Origin of the sequence: Pseudahrensia aquimaris (genome assembly GCF_042676045.1) — a bacterium.
In the GTDB taxonomy this organism is placed as follows: Bacteria; Pseudomonadota; Alphaproteobacteria; order Rhizobiales; family Rhizobiaceae; genus Pseudahrensia; species Pseudahrensia aquimaris.
Window position 1 is genome coordinate 1 of record NZ_JBHTJV010000024.1, and the last position, 18,629, is coordinate 18,629.

10 protein-coding genes are annotated in these 18,629 nt (G+C 52.6%); 4 read left to right on the forward strand and 6 right to left on the reverse strand.

Annotation, left to right across the window (positions count from 1 at the left end; all coding sequences use genetic code 11):
* From ACFQ14_RS14420 to pseC, 6 genes are all read right to left on the reverse strand, one after another.
* A partial coding sequence (locus ACFQ14_RS14420; RefSeq protein ID WP_377213456.1) for a beta strand repeat-containing protein occupies nt 1-3,128 on the reverse strand: 3,128 nt, incomplete at its 3' end.
* A gap of 370 nt (nt 3,129-3,498) precedes the next feature.
* The gene (locus tag ACFQ14_RS14425) at nt 3,499-8,019 is read right to left on the reverse strand and encodes a beta strand repeat-containing protein (protein ID WP_377213457.1); all 4,521 of its coding nucleotides are present in this window, start codon (nt 8,017-8,019) and stop codon (nt 3,499-3,501) included.
* Nucleotides 8,020-8,225: 206 nt separating this feature from the next.
* Nucleotides 8,226-9,281 (reverse strand): pseudaminic acid synthase, encoded by a 1,056-nt coding sequence (pseI, locus tag ACFQ14_RS14430; RefSeq protein WP_377213458.1) that lies wholly within the window; start codon nt 9,279-9,281, stop codon nt 8,226-8,228.
* A gap of 12 nt (nt 9,282-9,293) precedes the next feature.
* The gene (gene pseG, locus ACFQ14_RS14435; protein WP_377213459.1) at nt 9,294-10,925 is read right to left on the reverse strand and encodes a UDP-2,4-diacetamido-2,4,6-trideoxy-beta-L-altropyranose hydrolase; all 1,632 of its coding nucleotides are present in this window, start codon (nt 10,923-10,925) and stop codon (nt 9,294-9,296) included.
* Nucleotides 10,922-11,611 carry a pseudaminic acid cytidylyltransferase gene (gene pseF, locus ACFQ14_RS14440; protein WP_377213460.1) on the reverse strand — a complete coding sequence of 230 codons (690 nt, stop codon included), beginning with the start codon at nt 11,609-11,611 and terminating at the stop codon, nt 10,922-10,924. Before pseF ends, pseG begins: the two co-directional genes overlap by 4 nt.
* Nucleotides 11,608-12,774, reverse strand: a complete 1,167-nt coding sequence (gene pseC / locus ACFQ14_RS14445; protein ID WP_377213461.1) for a UDP-4-amino-4,6-dideoxy-N-acetyl-beta-L-altrosamine transaminase — start codon at nt 12,772-12,774, stop codon at nt 11,608-11,610. Before pseC ends, pseF begins: the two co-directional genes overlap by 4 nt.
* A gap of 285 nt (nt 12,775-13,059) precedes the next feature.
* On the opposite strand from pseC, the gene pseB reads away from it, so the two are divergent.
* The 4 genes from pseB to ACFQ14_RS14465 all read left to right on the forward strand — a co-directional run.
* Nucleotides 13,060-14,055 carry a UDP-N-acetylglucosamine 4,6-dehydratase (inverting) gene (pseB, locus tag ACFQ14_RS14450; protein WP_377213462.1) on the forward strand — a complete coding sequence of 332 codons (996 nt, stop codon included), beginning with the start codon at nt 13,060-13,062 and terminating at the stop codon, nt 14,053-14,055.
* A 64-nt stretch (nt 14,056-14,119) separates the two neighbouring features.
* Complete coding sequence (locus ACFQ14_RS14455) at nt 14,120-15,253, forward strand: capsular polysaccharide export protein, LipB/KpsS family (RefSeq protein WP_377213463.1); 1,134 nt, start codon at nt 14,120-14,122, stop codon at nt 15,251-15,253.
* Nucleotides 15,253-16,347: a capsular polysaccharide export protein, LipB/KpsS family gene (locus ACFQ14_RS14460; protein WP_377213464.1), complete on the forward strand. Its 1,095-nt coding sequence runs from the start codon at nt 15,253-15,255 to the stop codon at nt 16,345-16,347. Before ACFQ14_RS14455 ends, ACFQ14_RS14460 begins: the two co-directional genes overlap by 1 nt.
* 311 nt (nt 16,348-16,658) lie before the next feature.
* A partial coding sequence (locus ACFQ14_RS14465; protein WP_377213465.1) for a matrixin family metalloprotease occupies nt 16,659-18,629 on the forward strand: 1,971 nt, incomplete at its 3' end.

Below are 18,629 nucleotides of genomic sequence, written 5' to 3' on the forward strand. Positions count from 1 at the left end.
TCTGTGATCGTGATATCGGCAACCTTGATGCCGGAACCAATCACCGTGTTCTCGGCAACCGTCGTCACAGAATTGTCCAAAGCAACCGCAGTCGGCGCCTCGTTGGCGTCCGTGACTGTCACAGTGATCGTCTGGCTCGAAGTGTTCGCGCCATCGTTGGCCTCAACCGTAACCTCGTAGACACCATTGGTGTCGTCATCATCCGGCACCTCAAAGTCAGGCGCGTCGATGAACTCAAGCTCGTTCCCGTTCACGATCTTGAATAAAGCGCCATCGCCGGCACCAGCCGTGATCGCAAAGCTAGCAGGCCCGCCAACTGTATCAGCATCCGTGGCCGTCAAAGTCGCCACGGCTGTCGTGTTCTCATCAACATCGGCCGTGTTAGGGCTGGTGAACACCGGCGCCGTGTCGTTCTCGTCAACAACATTGATGGTGAACGTCTTAACCGACGTCGAGCCATCCGCAGACGTGGCTTCCACATCAATATAGAGGCTGTTGCCATCCACTTCACGGTCGATTGCGCCTGCGACGGTGACAACACCGGAGGTTGGGTCGATTGCGAAGAAAGCTGCGCCTGTGCCGCCGACGATGGCGTAGCTTACAGTGTTGTTGGTGCCGTCGGCATCCGATGCAGATGCGGTAATCCCAACAGCGGTTCCAACAGCAGAATTCTCGGCAACAGTGTTGGACGCTGTATCGCTGTCAATGACCGGCGTAACGGTGAACTCATTCACATCCGTCACAGCAATTGTGAATGTGGAAACCTGGCTAGGCGAACCGCTTGCAGGAGTTGCGGTAATTTCCAGCGTATAGCTTGCTGCGGTTTCGTAATCGATCGAACCGTCAACACGCACCAAACCGCCAGCATCGACCGAGAACAGGCCCAAACCCGTACCGCCCGTTATCTGATATGTCAGAGCGCCTGCGGTGGCATCAGCGTCGGTTGAGGAGACCAATAGTCCAGTATATGTGCCAACCGCCGCATTTTCAGCGACCGCATCCGGCTGCACCAAGTCAGTATCAACAGGGTCTGTGGCCGGATTGTCATCCAAGTCGTTGACGTCAATGGTGAACGTCTCGCTATACGTCATGCCCTCGGAATCGGTCACGGTGACCTCAACATCTGCGCTGGCTTCCGTTTCACGGTCCAGCGTCACGCCACTGACGAGTTTGAGAGCAAAACCGCCTAGCCCGTTGTCAACGACCTCAAAGCGTGAATCGTCTGTGGCGAATGTGAAGGTTTCGTTCGTGTTGGAATCCACAACCGTCAGATTGCCAATGATCGCTCCGTCCGCATTTTCATCAACCGAAGAAACATCCAAGGCCAGGTCAGTTGGAGCCGCAACGATCTCAATCGTGGTAGCGGCGTTGTCTGCGATATATAGCGTTGCACCAGAACTGTGCGTGTATTCAGTGAACGACTCCGTGCGTGACACAAAGGCGTTGGAGTGGGGACCGACTTCGGTCCACTGGTCTGAAACGATCACGGAATCATTGACGTTCCCGAGCACATAAAGGGCATTGGCGGTTCCGCTAATGGCGGTTACTCCAGCCGCATCAATGCTCAGCGTAGCATCGTCGCCACCCAGCTCGACGACTTGGATGTTTGCAATGTTGGAAACCAATGCCGGATCAGTCAGATCTAGGGCTGTTACGCCGGAATTGGTGTAGATGCGGTTCAAGCCACCATCGCCACCATCAATCGACGCAAAATCAGTCTCGGACACTTCAAAACGGTCGTCCGCAGCACCACCGATCATTTCATCGTCGGTGCCGATCAGGCGGAAAAAGAACTTGGCGCTGGTTTCTGCAGAGGCGTCTACAATATCAACACTGCTGCTGTTGATAACGCGGAATGTGCTCCCGTTTGCAACACTATCAGCGATTTCGACCGTGCCGCCTTTACGCAGGATGATTTGTTCGAAATTTGTGACATTGGCAAAATCCGCGGCATCGACTGTGCCACTTGCAAAGAATGTCAGAGAATCGAAGCCGTCGCCGCCATCAAACGTGTCCGAACCGTCGAGCTGATCTGCCGCAATTTGCAAGTTGTCCCGGCCAGCGCCGCCAATAAGTGTCTGATCGCCGTCGCCAGCGGTAAACACCGTGGTTGCGGTCACGGCTTGAGTATCGATCGTGTGATCGCCGTTCTTCGCCACAACGCGGATGACGCCATCGCTGCTAATGTCGGTCAGTTCGACTGTGATCGCGTCTTGAGAAACAAGGGCCACGTATTCAAGATTGGAAACGCCGGTAAATGCGGAGGCAGCCACCGTTGCTGCTCCGCCGCTTGTGTTGGTAAGCGTGAAAGTATCGAAACCGTCGCCTGTGTCGACTGTGTCGGTTGCATCCAACTCGCCCTTTCCAACGTCAAAGTAGACGTTGTCCCGACCTTCGCTGCCGAGGATTGTGTCTGTTCCGCCGCTGGTTTGATAGATCAGGCCTTTTGCGCCCACGGCAGCCGTGGTTACGCCACTGGCATCAATAGTCTGGTTTGTGGTGGAAGCAGCACCTGAGACGAGGAAATCGACTCGTCCGCCAGTGATGAAGTTGTCGACAACGGTGACTGACCCGTCGCCCCGGAAAACAACTTTCTCGATACCTGTGACGTTTGCGAGATCGGTGGCAGAAATGGCTGTACCTGCCGCGAGATCCATAACGTCGATGCCACCACCGGCACTGATTGTGTCGCCGTCGAGTTGGCCGCTTGAGAAAATGAACAATTCGTCGTTGTCTGAGCCGATATAGCTGTCGGAACCAAGGCCCAAAATTACGCGGACTTGTGGGGCGGCTGCGGTAACTGCGGAAGCATCGATCGTGTCATCACCGCTACTGCCGAAGATGAAAAATACGTTGGAATCTGCAGAAGCTACAAAGGCGTTGGTCAGCGTAAAGCTGATCCCCCCTACTTCGAGATAAAGCCGCTCGAAGTGGCGAACATTGGTAAGATCGCTTGAATCGACCGTACCTGCCTCATCCAGGCGGAGCGAGTCCACATCTCCAGCGAGTGTCGAACCTTCGACAGTGTCATCGCTTGTAAGGAATTCCGCTCCACCACGAACGGTGTTGTTTTCGCCTTCTACGCCATCGATGTTGTCGATGCCGGAAGTGATGTTTGAGTCAGCCATTTTATACAATCCACCAATGTTTGGTGGACGTAGGTCGCAGTCAGAGACTCAATAACCCGCACGATAGATCTGCGGTTACGAAAACAGAAATCAACACAAATTTGATGAACGCCGCTATGCCCTCTGACGGTGCCCTGTGCCCACCGTTACTTCCCAAAAATACGGCCTAAAGGCCGGTAACCCCGCAACAAGGAAGCAATATAACTGGCGAACGTCAAACCCTTTCGGGCAAAAATTAGCAAAAAATTAACCAACGGGAAAAATCGCGTAGCTGATCTGATTCGTTGCTCATTGTTTTCATGACAAAATCTTTGGTATTGACCGCCATTAACCATTTGAAGACGTCACGTCTGTGGATAGCCGAAAAAGATCAATAAAACTGGAAATCGTTTACGGAAAGGGTGACATCGGTACCGGCATTGCCATGGATATCAATGAAATTGTTTGTGTCTGAATTCAATGTAACACGCACTAGGGAAGTGCCATTGTTGGAAATGGTGAAATCGGACATTGACGTGGCGACGGCAGAAAAGAAACGCAGGTAGTCTAGACCATCTTGATAGTCATGGATTGTGTCTTGACCAAAGTTGGATTCAATAAAACGGAAGTTGTCACGATCCTTGCCGCCGCGCAGATCATCATTGCCGATACCCCCGATCAAGGTGTCTCGCAGATTGCCACCGCGCAGATCGTCGTTCCCTGCATCCCCGCGCAGGTAATCGTGCTGATTTCCTCCATAAAGTGCATCATCCCCGCCTCCGCCTTGGAAACGTGCGCGGCCATCGCCTGCTCTCATAATATCGCGCGCTGTGTTTGAGCCAGCGAACACCTCAATTGAAGCAAAAATGTCGCCTTCGACAACGCCACCGTGGATGGAGGGATTGTTCAGATACAGACGCATGCCTTCGGAAGACGTGCGCGCATCAAACAGGTCTTGACCATTGCCACCAGAGAAAATGTCCGCACCGCCCTCATCAACAATGAAGCGATCATTGCCTGCATTGCCTTCAAGGCGATTGTTACCCGCATTGCCACGGGCGACATGGTTGATCGGGTCGAGGAATGTTAGGCGTTCGACTTCGTCAGGTATAAAATATGTGGCGATACCGTCCGCGTAGATGCGGTCGTACCCTTCTCCGGCGAGTTCGACCACCGTATCTGACGTGGTGTCGATCCAGTATTCGTCGTTTCCTGCACCGCCCTCCATAACGTCAGCGCCAGAGCCACCGTCGAGATCGTCTTGACCTGCCAGACCACGCAGGGTGTCGCTGCCCGCGCCGCCGTAGATTACGTTATCTCCTTCGGTGCCAAGAATGGTCTCGTCTTCAATCTTTTCGACAGCGCCAATATCAATCACGCCTTCAACACGGTTCAGGAAGCGGCCATCAAGGGGAATGTCTTCCGTTACGTTGCCATCGTCATCGAAATCAAATTCGTCTCTTGGCAGGTTGGTGGCATCGCCCGCTTCCAGCAAGGGGCTACCATCCAGAGGCGAATGCGTGCGTATGGGGCCATCGTTGAACAACAGCTCGCCCAGCATGGCGTCTGGCCCATTGAACGTGTTGCCCCCGCCATCGGTTTGCGGCGAAAAGCTGCCGCCGAAATAGCTGTTCGTTGCCGATGTGGTGAAGGTTCCGGCACCTCCACTAACTCGAATGTTGTCACCGACACCGCCCGCGCTTGTATTGCCCTCAACAACGGTGTTGTAGAAATTGAGACTACCGTTGGTGGCGCCTGCTGTATTGAGGAGAACAGCCGTGAACCCAAGACTAACATTTGAGCTGACATTCCCAGTGATTGTTGAATTGTAAAAATTCAGATCAGATCCGAATGCCCTGATTGTGGTTGATGCAGAGCCCGTGGTGTTGCCTGAGACAGTGGTGTTCACGATGGAAATTTCGGGACGAGAAGCACCGCTATTACTGAATCGAAGGACGTAGTCGTCGCTGATATCATTGTTCGCGAACAAAGAATTGTAGATGTCGACTGAGCCATTGCTAAACGCACTGACTGATGAATCATGATTGTTTTCAAAAACCGAAGATACAATCTTAAGGGAGCCTGCGCGTTGACTGACAGAAACGCCAAAATTTCCTAAAAAGTCACTTTCGTAAACATCAACATCACCCCCAGTAGCATGGACAGCCTTTGACCCATTGGCAGCAAAAAGATTGCCTCGCAAAATGAGATCAGCTTGATTTGAGGATATTGCTGCGTCTTCAACTGCCGCGTTACCCAGCAATTGGTTGGCAATCACAGAGTCCTCAACCGTGAGCGAACCGCCTTCAACTTGTATCGCTGACCCGCCTAGAGCGGAACCGTTACCTTCAAACACAGAATTGGTAACGGTGACCGTAGAACCAGCGCTTTCGATAAACACCGCGCCACCGCTTTGCGTTGTAGCTTCGTTGTCGAGAAAGGCAACGTTATCGAAAGTGAATGCTCCACTACCGGTGGCTGTCGTCTTCATCAGCGCACCGCCGGATGCTGCACTGCCGTTTTGCAGTGTCAGATTGGACAGTGTGGCGCTGTTGGAGATGCCGAAGATGCCGGAAGCGTTGCCAGCGTCGATCGTGATGTCCCCAATGCCATCACCATTGATATCGCCATCCAAGTTGAGCGACGAAGCGTCTATGCGGCCCAACGATAGAAAAAACGTTTCCCCAATCAGGGATTGATCGAAAGTAATAGGGTCTAAGCCAGAGTGGAACAGCGCCTCGCGCAAAGAAAGACCGCCGCCATCTATGCTGTCGACAGCAAGTGAGCCGGATACCGCCCCATCGACCGTCGTGTTGACGACCATTTGAAATTCCGATGCCCCGATATCGGCACGTTGCCCGACGAATCTATCGTTGCCATTGGCATCTGTGGGAGTGCTAAAAGAGAGCCCAAACGCGGCATTAATCAATTCACTGCCTGCTTGCTGAAGATAAGTGTCCACCGGACCGCCATTGTCCGCCAGTGCACCAAAGAGCGCGTTGGATCCGACATAGTTATTTGTAGAAGAGAACAGAGGCGACTCGTCGTTGTCGGTGTAATTGCCCCGGGCAAAGCTGGGCGACCCCGAGATAGAATCCGGCGTTGCGGAGGTTCCAGATACGTTGTCGACAAACGCATTATTCGAAACTGTGCGGTTGCCAGAGCTGGCCGCTATCGAAACTGCGGCCCCCGCATCTGTTATGGCGCTGTTGATAGCGGCCGAGTTGCCAACGAATGTATTGGAATACAATTCCAATGCGGAGGAGTCGCTTGAGCTGCGGAAAAACTGGATCGCTCCACCAACGCCAATGGTGGAATTGCCGCTAAATGTCGATTGCTGGACTTCCAAAGATGCATCGTTGAACACGGAAATCGCGCCACCATTTCCAGTGGCCATATTGTCCAAGAATAAAGATTTATCGACAAACACGGTTCCGCTGCGTGAAGAAATGGCACCACCGCCACCAACAGATTCGTTGTTTTCAAATGTTGTTCCGAAAACATTCAAAGACAGATTGGACGCCAGAACCGACATGCGGATTGCCCCGCCGAACTGAGCGCCGTAACCGTCTTCTATGTTCAACGATCGAAGCGTCAGCGCGACACCATTCGTCTGCACGTCGAAGATGCGACTTGTGTTGCTGCCGGAAAGGGTGATGTCTGCGCGTTCATCGCCATCGATATCGCCATCAATCGTGACAGATTTGCCCGGCTCCAGCGCATTGCCTGCCAGGGTAATCGTTTGGCCTGCAAGAGAAGCATCGAAATTGATTGTGCCGCCTGTTTCAATAAGGTTTAGCGCCTCACGAAGTGACAGATTGCCGGCCGAGTAATCGAAGTCATCGGTATCATCCAAGCTGTCGACGGTAAGGAAATCGCGGCTTTGATACGCGCCAATGTCCAGCCCATTAGAAACCCGATTAATGCCAATTGCGTCAACGGAGAGTTGCTCAGTGGTGTTGCCATCGCCATCAAGATCAAGCGCGTCTAGCGGAAGCAAGTTGGCATTGCCCGCGCCTTCAAGATCGCTTGTTGGGCTGAAAGCCAGATAGCTGCGACCACCGTCCGTCACCGTGATTGCAGTATCCAGGCCACTGTTTGTTCCGTTCTGGGTAATCCCGCCTTGATCGCTTGTGATGCTTACCGACGAGGTGAAATAGCTAGAACCGGCTGTATCAACCGTTCCAACAACATCGGCATAAGGGGCGCTGCCGCTATCGCTGTTGCGGGCAAAAACGGTATTGAAGATTTCGGCAGAGGTTGACCCTCCACTTTCCACAACAAGCCCGCTGCCTGTGTTGTCAGCGATGGTCGAGGAATGAATGGACGCAGTGGCCAAGGTCGACAGGTCAATTGCACCCTCGCCCGAGTTTGACGCATTCGCAAATACCGTCGCATTGATCAAATCAAGGTGCCCATCAATGACGTGAACCGCGCCGCCCGATGCCGCGTCGTTGGCGCTAAAATACGATCCGGCGATGGTTAGATCGGACGATAAAGCGGCAATCGCGCCGCCTGCGCTGCTAGACGTGTTATTGATGAAAGTGGAGTTGGTAACAGTTAACCGGTCGATGCTATCAGCGAGCACGGCACCACCTTGAAAAGAGGATGCTCCGTCAAGAAAATACAAACCATTGAGCGTGACTTGGGTGCCACTCGTTGTTGCGGACATTATTCGGTTGGTTTGAGCGCCTGACAGAGTTATGTCCGCCACTCCATCCCCATTTATGTCTCCGTCAATGATAACCGAAGACTGAACGTTGAGTTGGGAGTTCAGTTCGATGAACTCATCCATCAGCGAAATGTCAAATACAATGCGATCAACGCTTGGGTCTCCAGCAGCAATCGCAAGCGCATCGCGCAAACTGCCTGCGCCAGTATCAGCAGCTGTTGTTACTGTGAGAACCGTCATGGGGCATTCGCTTTCAATGTTGTCGACCGGGAGCGCCCATCAGGTATTTCCGATAGACGTTGAGACGCGCAAAGGCGTGCGGCTCCAATTCTATGAACTGGGCTCACGTGAATTTATAACTTGAAATACTAACAACATCCGAACAGTGACTTTAGTCACACAAGCGCACGAAAACAGACTTGAACCGTTAAGCCGCTCGCTTGAGTTTAACCAGCATCATCGAGGGATAGCCTTTCGCCAAATTCGATGTCTCGACCAGCTGTTTTGCCAATCAATTGCTCAAGGTATCGCGGCTCCAGGCTAAGACCGGGGCGGCATATCTTCAGGTTATCACGGCTGAAAAGCTCACCTTTTGCAATATCACGCGAAGGATAGATTGATTGACGGAATTGCTTCGATTTCTGTTCGTTTTGCGTGCCTGAGTAATGAACCTCACCCAAGGAATGCCATGCGCGGCTGGTTTCTTCCTTCAGCAGTTTCATTTCCCAAGGTTCCAGTGAAAAATCAGAATCCACACCGCCGTCCGCGCGGTTGAGCGTGAAGTGCTTCTCTACAACAGTCGCACCATGAACAATGCTGGCAACGGCCACGCCTGTGCCAAGCGTGTGGTCGGACAATCCAACCTGCACATCAAAGCGCTGGCGCATATCTTCAATGGTTTTCAAATTCGCATCCGAGGCGTTGGCGGGATACTGGCTGGTGCATTTCAAAATGATAATATCGTCGCAACCAGCGTCTCTTGCCGTGCGGATGGCCATCTCGATTTCGTCTGCGCTGGCCATACCGGTAGAGACAATCATCGGCTTGCCGGTTTGGGCAATTTTCTTAATCAGCGGCAGGTGATTCACCTCAAACGACGCGACCTTGAACATAGGCACGCCTAAGTCATCGAGAAAATCGACGGCAGACTCATCAAAGGGCGTTGAAAACGCTATGACACCCAGATCGTTGGCAGCCTTAAACAGTTCTTCGTGCCATTCCCAAGGAGTGTAGGCCTCGCCATATAATTCATGCAGCTGTCGCCCGTCCCAAAGGCTCTTGGGGTCGTTGATGACAAAGTCTTCTTTGCGACAATCAAGCGTTAGCGTGTCTGCCGTGTATGTCTGGAATTTCAGACAATCAGCGCCGGTACGGGCCGCTTCACGAACAATTTCCAGCGCGCGCTCCTTAGAGCCGTTATGGTTGCCCGACATTTCTGCGATAATGAAAGGCTCGTGGCCAGGGCCGATCTTGCGGTCGCCGACTGTGATTGTATCCTTCATGATGATTTCCCGTCATGCGTGGCTTGGCGGTTTGGCCTGCCAGAAATAATATTCGTCTGTGTAGCCGACAAACCCCGCTTTTGTGAACAGCCGATGCGAAGCCCCATTGTCCTTTAAAACTTGTGCTATTTGAACGTGCTTCGGGAAGTGCTGCTGAAGCATCTTCAAGGCTATCAAGCCAACCCCTGTTCGATAATGTTCGGGCGCTGTGAAAATTGAAACCAGGCCCACGTTCTGAGCGGAAGGCTCAACGCTTCCCGGCATGGGTTCATCGCTTACAGGGTCAAGACGAACAACACCCACTGGCACGCCGGTGCGCTCCACTATCATATAATGCGAATTTTCATCGGCAATTTTAGTCCGCATATACTGCGTGTGACCGCTTAACGTGGGTACTTTGGAGTTCACAGCATGGGCACGGGTGTCAGGAAAACACTGCCATTCATGGATGAGACCGATGTCGCCTTCTACGGCGGCGCGGATGGCAACCTCTTGATCTGCCAATCCTTCAGCAATCAGAGCGCGTAGCACTCGAGCCAATCCATGCCCATCAACAAGCTCTCGAGCCGCTTTCGCCATCGCATTCCGCTTTGAAGCATCTTCAATCAGCGGCAAGACAGTTTCATGGACCCACTCTCGTGGCTCTGGCATCTGAGCCTCATTGACAAAGTCTCCCCCGAAGGCCGTGGTTCCAGCTTGGCTCAAATTGGCCGCTATCTGGCGTTGATTGTCCGCCTGCACAACCGTCAGCGTTGGCAAACCAACACAGCAGCGCTCCCATGTAGACGAACCCGCCGCACCAATACAAAGGTCAAAACGGGTCAAGAAAGCAGCCATATCGTCAATGCCGGAATGAACCTGGATGAGCCCGTTCGACCGGTTTGCAAATTCTTCGAGCTTCTCGCGGTGGCGGTAAGAGCCACCTACCAATGCATGAAACCGCATCGCTTTATCGGGTAAGTGCGCCAACAGCGCTTCCAAAACCCACTGAGTTAAGTTGCGTTCGTCCACGCCACCCATCGAAATCAGCAAATCGCGCACGAGTTGCTCGCTCGGATGGGACTCGTTGGAAAGTGCAGCACGTTCTCTCGCAAAATCCGGGCGCAAGACGGCATAATTGGTGCCAATCATCAACTCACAATCATCATTTGTTTGATGAGCGTATGCGTCTGTGGTTTTGCCAAACGTTGGATCAACGACGAAGGCGCTTTCGTGCGGCCGATTCAAATCGTCGAATGCACCTATGCGAAGACGAGTTGCAGAGTTGACGGCTTGTTCCCACTCACGATCCAAGCCGTAGTGATCGACAAGAACGGTGAGCGGCTTTGTGCCCCGTTTCTCAATGTGGGTTTCCAATGCTTGCGTTGTTTCTGCAGCATCGTGGGCCATCGTTGTGCCCAGCCATTTTCCATAATCGCCTTGCGAGTCGTCGGGCACCGGCCCATCGGTGGGCAGTTTCAGCACCTCGATAACGTCGCGGCGCAGAAGATCTGCCAGAGCAGGATCGAGGTTGCGGGTAATGAAACAACAATCGACTGAACGGCGTTTCAAGGCCAGCGCTATGGTACGACAGCGCATAATGTGTCCGGAGCCCGTCAAATGTGTTCCATCGGCGCGGATGGCAACCCAAGGCCGGACAATCACTGCTTCGGCTCGTTGGCGAGGGCGTGAAGAGCTTCAGCAAACTCCCAGTCTTCGGGCGTATCGATATCCTGAACCCGTTTGCGGTCCATCAGATAGGCGCGCGAATGCGGTGCAAATATTGGCTTCCGTTCTGCAATTGCCTGCGGCTTGCACCAGTAGAACTGCCCCGCGTCGTGATAAGCTGGTGTAAGGTCTTGAGAGCGGGTGGAAAGATGCTCAGGCTCAAACATCGTCACCGCTTCACCTTGCAGATGAAAGGCACGCTGAATGGGGAAAGCGTATTCCGTGGCAGAAAATGCGTATTCGCAGTCGTCGACCTCAAACAGCTCAAACGCCGCATCAAGATCCGCTGCGCTGACCATCGGCGCGGTGGCATATAGACAACACAATGCCTGCAAATCGCCTTCAGCACGCGCCCACTCGACGGCATGGTGGAGCACGTCCATCGTCGTTGCATGATCATCTGACAAATGATCGGGCCTGATGAACGGAACTTCGGCCCCCAACCGCTTGGCAACCTCTGCGATCTCCTGATCGTCAGTTGAAACGATAACTCTGTCGATGTTTTGCGCTGCAAGCGCAGCATCGATTGAATAGCCAATAATAGGCCGACCGTGGAAGTCTTTCAGATTCTTGCGCGGGATGCGTTTGGACCCTCCCCTTGCGGGAATAATGGCCAGCTTCATCTTAGGGTCTCGTGCAGAGTGTCGACCACGACTTCCTGCTGGGCATCGCTCATGCCGTGGTAAAGCGGAATGCTGATGGAGCGAGAATAGTAGTCTTCCGCATTGGGGAACCCTGCTTTGTCAAAGCCCATTTTCGCGTAATGCGGCTGGCGATAGATCGGAATATAGTGAAGGTTCACGCCCAAGCCAGCGGCGCGCCATTGTTCAAAGACTTCCAAATGGCTCTTCTCGATTTCATTGAGTTTCAACTGGACCACATAAAGATGAAAGCCAGAATAGCCATCGCTGTGGCGGAATGGCAGATCAAGCGGCAGGTCTGCAAGCAACGTGTCGTACCGCTCTGCCAATTCGTGACGGCGTGCGACCATGCCATCAAGCCTTTGCATTTGGGAGCACCCTAAAGCGGCTTGCAGATCGGTCATCCGATAATTGTAGCCCAAGTCAATTTGCTCGTAATACCAAGGACCGTCGCTCGCGTTCTCCATCAAATTCGGATCGCGTGTGATGCCGTGAGTGCGAAAGCGCTCTAGCGCAGCGGCCAGTTCGTCGTCTTGTGTGGTCGCGCAACCGCCTTCCGCTGTGGTAACAATCTTCACCGGGTGGAATGAGAACACAGCGATGTCGCTGTGGGCACATGCGCCAACAGGCTCATCACGATAGCGTCCGCCGATGGCGTGACTTGCATCTTCAATGACCTTGAATCCGTATTTCTTGGCAAGCTCCCCGATCGCAGCCATATCGCAAGGCTGACCGCAAAGATGGACCGGTATCACCACCTTGGGCAGACGGCCGGCTGCTTTTGCCTCTTCTAGTTTGGCCGCCAATGCCTTGGGACACATATTGAACGTAGCCGGATCAATATCAACAAAATCCACTTCCGCTCCGCAATAAAGAGCGCAGTTGGAAGATGCTACAAACGAGATCGGCGATGTCCAAACCAAGTCGCCTTGAGAAACTCCCAAGGCCGCACAAGCCGCGTGCAAGGCTGAAGTTGCCGAATTCATCGCAATTGCATGGCGGGCTTTGGTTGCCTCGGCGATCAGTTTTTCAAACCGGGTGACAGCTGGGCCTTGCGTCAAAAAATCTGATTGGAGAACAGCGACAACCGCGTCGATGTCTTCCTGCAAAATCTCTTGGCGGCCATAGGGAATGAACATCGACATTGAGGGGGCTCTGTAATCCAATATTTAGGCGCCTTATTAGACAGTTTGGCGAACCAATAAAAGCCCGATCTGGCTAACCGGGCGTTTGCTTGAGGCTTCTGTGACATTTGTCACACTGCGACGGCTAACAATATGAATTAGGGGCGAAATGGCCGCCACCGACTTGCCTATAGACACTCAATTGCATATTGCACCCATCGAAACGACTACTCGAAACACGAAAACATCGATTCTGGCGGTTGCGTGCTGTCAAACTTGCGCAAACCGCATTGATGGGGGACTTGAATGTTCGACGGAAAAACAATTCTGATCACTGGCGGCACCGGATCATTCGGTAAGAAATATACCGAAACCCTGCTCAGCCGTTACAAGCCGGAAAAGATTATCATTTTTTCCCGTGACGAGTTGAAGCAATACGAAATGGCGCAAACGTTCACGCAACCCGAAATGCGCTATTTCATCGGTGATGTGCGGGATGCAGAGCGCCTTGACCAGGCGATGAAAGGCGTTGACTACGTTATTCACGCCGCCGCTTTGAAACATGTGCCCGTTGCAGAATACAATCCGATGGAGTGCATCAAAACCAACATTGACGGCGCCCAGAACGTTATTACGGCTGCCATCAACAACGATGTGACGCGGGTAATGGCTTTGTCCACCGACAAGGCAGCTAATCCCATCAACTTGTATGGCGCGTCAAAACTCGCTTCGGACAAACTGTTTGTTGCTGCAAACAATATGGTTGGGTCCGACGGACCAAGATTTTCGGTAGTACGCTACGGCAATGTTGTCGGCTCGCGGGGATCGGTTGTTCCGTTCTTCAAAAAATTGATCGACGAAGGTCAGGTTCCGCTCCCCGTCACGGATGAGCGCATGACGCGGTTCTGGATCACTTTGCAGGAAGGCGTCGATTTCGTTTTGAAAAATTTCGAGCGGATGTATGGCGGCGAAATCTTTGTTCCTAAAATTCCTTCTGTTCAGATCATGGATCTGGTGGAAGCCTATAGCGGAACACGCAAAGCTGACATCATCGGCATTCGCCCCGGCGAAAAATTGCACGAGATCATGTGTCCCGCTGATGACAGCCATCTGACGTTGGAATTTGAAGACCATTTTGTGCTTGGCCCAACAATCCGATTCACAAACACCCAAAACGACTTCTCGGTGAATGCCTTGGGCGAACAGGGGAAGCCGGTGGAAGCGGGCTTTGAATACAATTCGGGAACGAACGACCACTTCTTGACCGTTGAAGAAATCCTCACAATGGACAAGCGCGCCTGACTTGCTTCATCTTGGGCTGTTACCGAGAGGGACGCGGCCCAAGATGACCACCGATGCGCAAAAAATGCCTAAGCCGTCACCAGCCAGCACGCTGTTGCGCATCGCCCGCGAACCCAAGCCCGTATCAATGCTTCTTGAACGCTGGCGCGATCGAAAGACGCGTCAGGTTTTTGCTTCAGGTGCACCGTCACGCGCTTTGGATGACAATACCTACACAGTAGCCCTCGGTTTTGACTATCAGAAGCGACCGATCCTTCGCGCCTTATACCCTGATCATCATTTTCTTTTTGTACCAGACGGGGTTACCACAACCCAGTTCAATACCGTGCTTTCTTGGCTATGCACGCCCAGCGTCGAGCAAAGAGAGCTGTTCGTCTGGTCTAAACGAGATGCTCAATACAGCGACTGCGTAAAAGGTCGCCTTTCCGCTGCCATTCGTTTTGAGGACGGATTTCTGCGATCGCGGGGACTTGCAGTCTCAGGTGCATTGCCCCACTCATTTTGCATTGACGAAACGGGCCTGCACTTCGACGGCACGCGTCCAAGCGACCTTGAGACATTGATCCGCAACAATCCAACAGGCTCTCAGGCCGAACAGGCCAGGGCTTCCCGGGTTATGGCCGCATTGGCCGAAACGGGGCTAACAAAATACGGTGGCAAAGGCACCGGCTATTCATTGCCTGAAGGAGCGATTTTGGTGCTCGGCCAAGTAGAAGACGATGCCTCAATCCTATCCAATCCAGATGGCTTGCAAACCAACCAGCAGCTTGTCGAGCACGCGCTGCAGGACTATCCCGCAAAGCGTGTAATGTATCGCGCTCATCCCGATGTTGCGGCCGGAGCGCGGCCTGCCCTCTCACATCCGGCATCGCTTTTGCCACCTGAAAACATTGTGCCGACCGACATCGGCATCACGGAAATCTTCAAACAGCGCCCTGTGGTTTACACGATCTCATCTCTGGGCGGCTTTGAGGCTCTAATGCACGGGCTGGAAGTGCACTGTTATGGAGCGCCCTTTTATGCCGGATGGGGGCTTACCGTAGATCACCTTCAATTTGAGCGACGTGGAGTGACACGATCTCTGATTGATGTATTCCACGCCGCCTACATCAGCTATCCGCGGTATTTCGATCCGATGACGGGAAAAGCCTGCTCTATTGAAGATACGATGCGAGCGCTATCGGGCAAGAAAGTTTGATGGCCCGCAAAATCCAATCATCGCCCTTTGCAAACGAACGCGCACTGTTCGTTCAGCGAAATCTGTTCACAGATGCCAGCCCGGTCCACGCCTTGTTTTCGCACACTCAATATCTACGACCAACAGACTTGGCTTCGATAAAACTTGAAACCGTAAAGAACGCTGGCTTCGACCGAATTGTTTTCGGAAATCCCTATTCTGCCCTGGACGCAAAAGCGCTCTACAGACAAGCACGTGACAGCGGCTTCCCCCGTCTCATCATCGAACGCGGCGCACTGCCAGGCACGGTCTTTCTTGATGAAGATGGATTCCTGGCGGACAGCGACACATATCAGAGCAACGCGATAACCAGCGGACCGGACGATGCGTCATCGCTGGAAGAATTGCAGACCCGCTATCTTGGACGGCCTGCTCTTGAACCACAGAAAAATGGGCCGGTTAATCTGTCTTCGAGCGGAGCATTCAAAGTGCTTTTTGCTTTGCAGGATTCAAGTGACACGGCAGTGCAATTTCAGCGCACTCCCTCGGCAGATTATCCAGCTTTCCTGCGCACAGTAGAAGCGTTCATCAGTGCGCATAGTTCGCAGTTCGAGTTCTATTTCAAACCCCATCCGAGAGAGCCCGATACGCGTATTGCGGGCGCGCAATCGCTTGCCAGAACAGACATCATCAATGCTCTACGGACCTGTGATGCCGTGGTCACGTTTTCTTCCGGCGTTGGCATTCTGGCAATGGTTTTGGGCAAACCCGTTTGCTTTTTTGGCAACGCATTCTACCAAAACGCACCCGGTGCATTTCCATTTGATGGGACAGCGCAATTGAAGGCCCAGTTAACAACGACACCGCAAGAAAAAGCCAAATCGCTGCCGTTCCTAAACCATCTCGCAGCTTCCTACAGCGATTGTAGCTTCTTTGGTCGTCGCGCTGCGGCACCATCTTCACGAGATGTGATGTGTCGATTTACAAACGTTAAGCTGGTTCATGGAGGCAAGCGTTGGCAGCAATCCATCAACGAAATATGGCCTAGCGTTGCTGCCCGATCAGTGCGCAGAACGCTAGAAAACAGACTGTCTCTGACAGGTCGTTCATTGTAGCTGTCTTTGGTGCTACTGAGGATGTGGGAAGCCTGAAATGCTTCTCAATAAAATCAGATAATTGTTTCGAATATGCATCCAAACTGAATTGGAAATCGAAATATTCAATCAACCATACCAATAATCAAGCTCGCCAAAACAGTATTTTGAAATGATTTATCTATCATCATGATGTGGACAAGATTTCTCGCCTTTTGTAACTAACGCGAAGATCGGGAAGCGGAAATTCGTGCACGGAGATCGTGCAACAATCCGGCAACAAGACGGATCGCAGGCATTAGGCGCGGCAATCAATGCATCATGACCATTCAATGGATCACGACCACATCGGACACGCAGACGGTGAGGGTGGCTCAGCTTCAGGCGCCTTATATGCTGGGGGTAAATGGGGGCCTGACCGTGCCTTGGGAACGTCAGGTGGGGTCGTAACATGGAGCCTGCCCGATGCCGGCTTATCAGACTATGGCACGCCCGAAAATTTCTTCAATGGAAGAACTGTCAGCTTCGACTCAGTAGTTTCGTTCGACTATGAGGGCATAATCCAAGACGCCTTCGACCAATGGGAATCTGTTGCAAACATTCGGTTCCAGCAGGTGGAAGACGGCGGCGGAAGCATCGGAAGAGGTCAAAGCGCCGATATCCGAATTGTTACCGCCTATATAGATGGCGAAACATCGTACCTCTGGCCCAGCGTTTACGGACAGGCCTTTTTTCCAGTAGCTGGAAACACGGGTGCGGAAATGCCCGCTTATGCCGGTGATATCGTCATGGATAAGGACGAGGACTGGGACTACGACACGTTCTACTCCGTCATTCTGCACGAAATTGGCCACTCAATTGGTTTGCTTCACTCGTTAGACCCGAACACCGTTATGTACGGCACCGTGGAATCACTTCTCACAAACCTGACCGCTGCTGATCGAACTGCCGTGCGGGAAATTTACGGCCGGAGTGACAACGCCGATTTTGATGATGACTACCTGGCCGGTATTAACACGAGCGGGTCATTGGATGTTGCTTCTGCCACCACAGGTGAGATTGATGTGGTGGGAGATGCTGATTGGGTTTTCTTTCAGGTTGAAAGCTACAACAACTATCGGTTCACGCTCGATACAGCCCAAAGCGCGCAGTTTTCTGACCCTGTGATAAGACTGCGCGATTCAAACGGAAATTTGATCGGCAGCAGTGAAGTTGCTTTTGGATCGGGCGGCGAAACTGTACTCGACTATTCCAGCGACATCGACAGAAATATTTTTTTAGAGGTCCGAAGCGACGGATCAAGCACCGGCGCATATGCGCTAAGCGCAGAAATACTGGTGCCAGATGACTTCTCAGCTGATGGATTCACACGTGGAAGCGTCAGCCCGGGGCGGCGACAGGCAGGCAGTCTTGAGACCGTGGGCGATGAAGATTGGATTGCCGTCTTCGCTAGTGAATTCAAAGAGTATGAAATTTCGGTGTTCGCTCGTGACGGATCGTTCGGAGCCTTGGGCGACGCGAGCATAACGCTGGTCGATTTTTTCGGCACCCCATATGCCGTTGATGAAGCGCCCGATAACGGGGCTCTTTCGAGTTTTCGCTATTCCGGCTCCTTCTTCGATATGCCTACAGTGTCGGTTTTATCTAATAGCGGTCAAACCGGTGACTACGAGGTTGAGGTTAAAGTGATTGGCATGTCGAAATTTGATGATTTCGATGATTCAATCGAAACTACGGGTACCCTATCGGAAAGTGCTTCCGCTACGGGCGTCATCCAAGCGGTTCTCGACAGCGATTGGTTCAAGATTTCGATGCTTGAAGGCGTTTCTTACACTTTCACCGCCTCAACGGGCGACTTCAGTATTGAATTTGGCTCCTTCATGTCACTGCGGGACGCGAGTGGCGCCTTCATAAAGAGAAGCGGTGAGTTAGATTTCGAACAGGGAATTGCCAACGCTTTTGCTCATAAAGCATCACGCACCGGCGATTATTTCGTGGAATTTGAAAACGGAATCGACCCTGGTGCTTATGAGTTGCGGGTGACGTCGAACATCAGTTCCATTGCAACCCCCGACGATGACCGATTGGTTGGAGACAGCGCAAACGACAGCTTCTCTGCGCTTGCAGGCAATGATTATGTCTACGGATTTGACGGCAATGATATGCTCGATGGCGGGGCAGGACGAGACAAACTCATCGGCGGCTCTGGTAACGATCAATACCATGTCGAAGACGCAGGCGATGTTGTGGTTGAACTGTCCGAGGAAGGCTACGACCGCGTGTTCGTTGATGGTCTGTCCAGC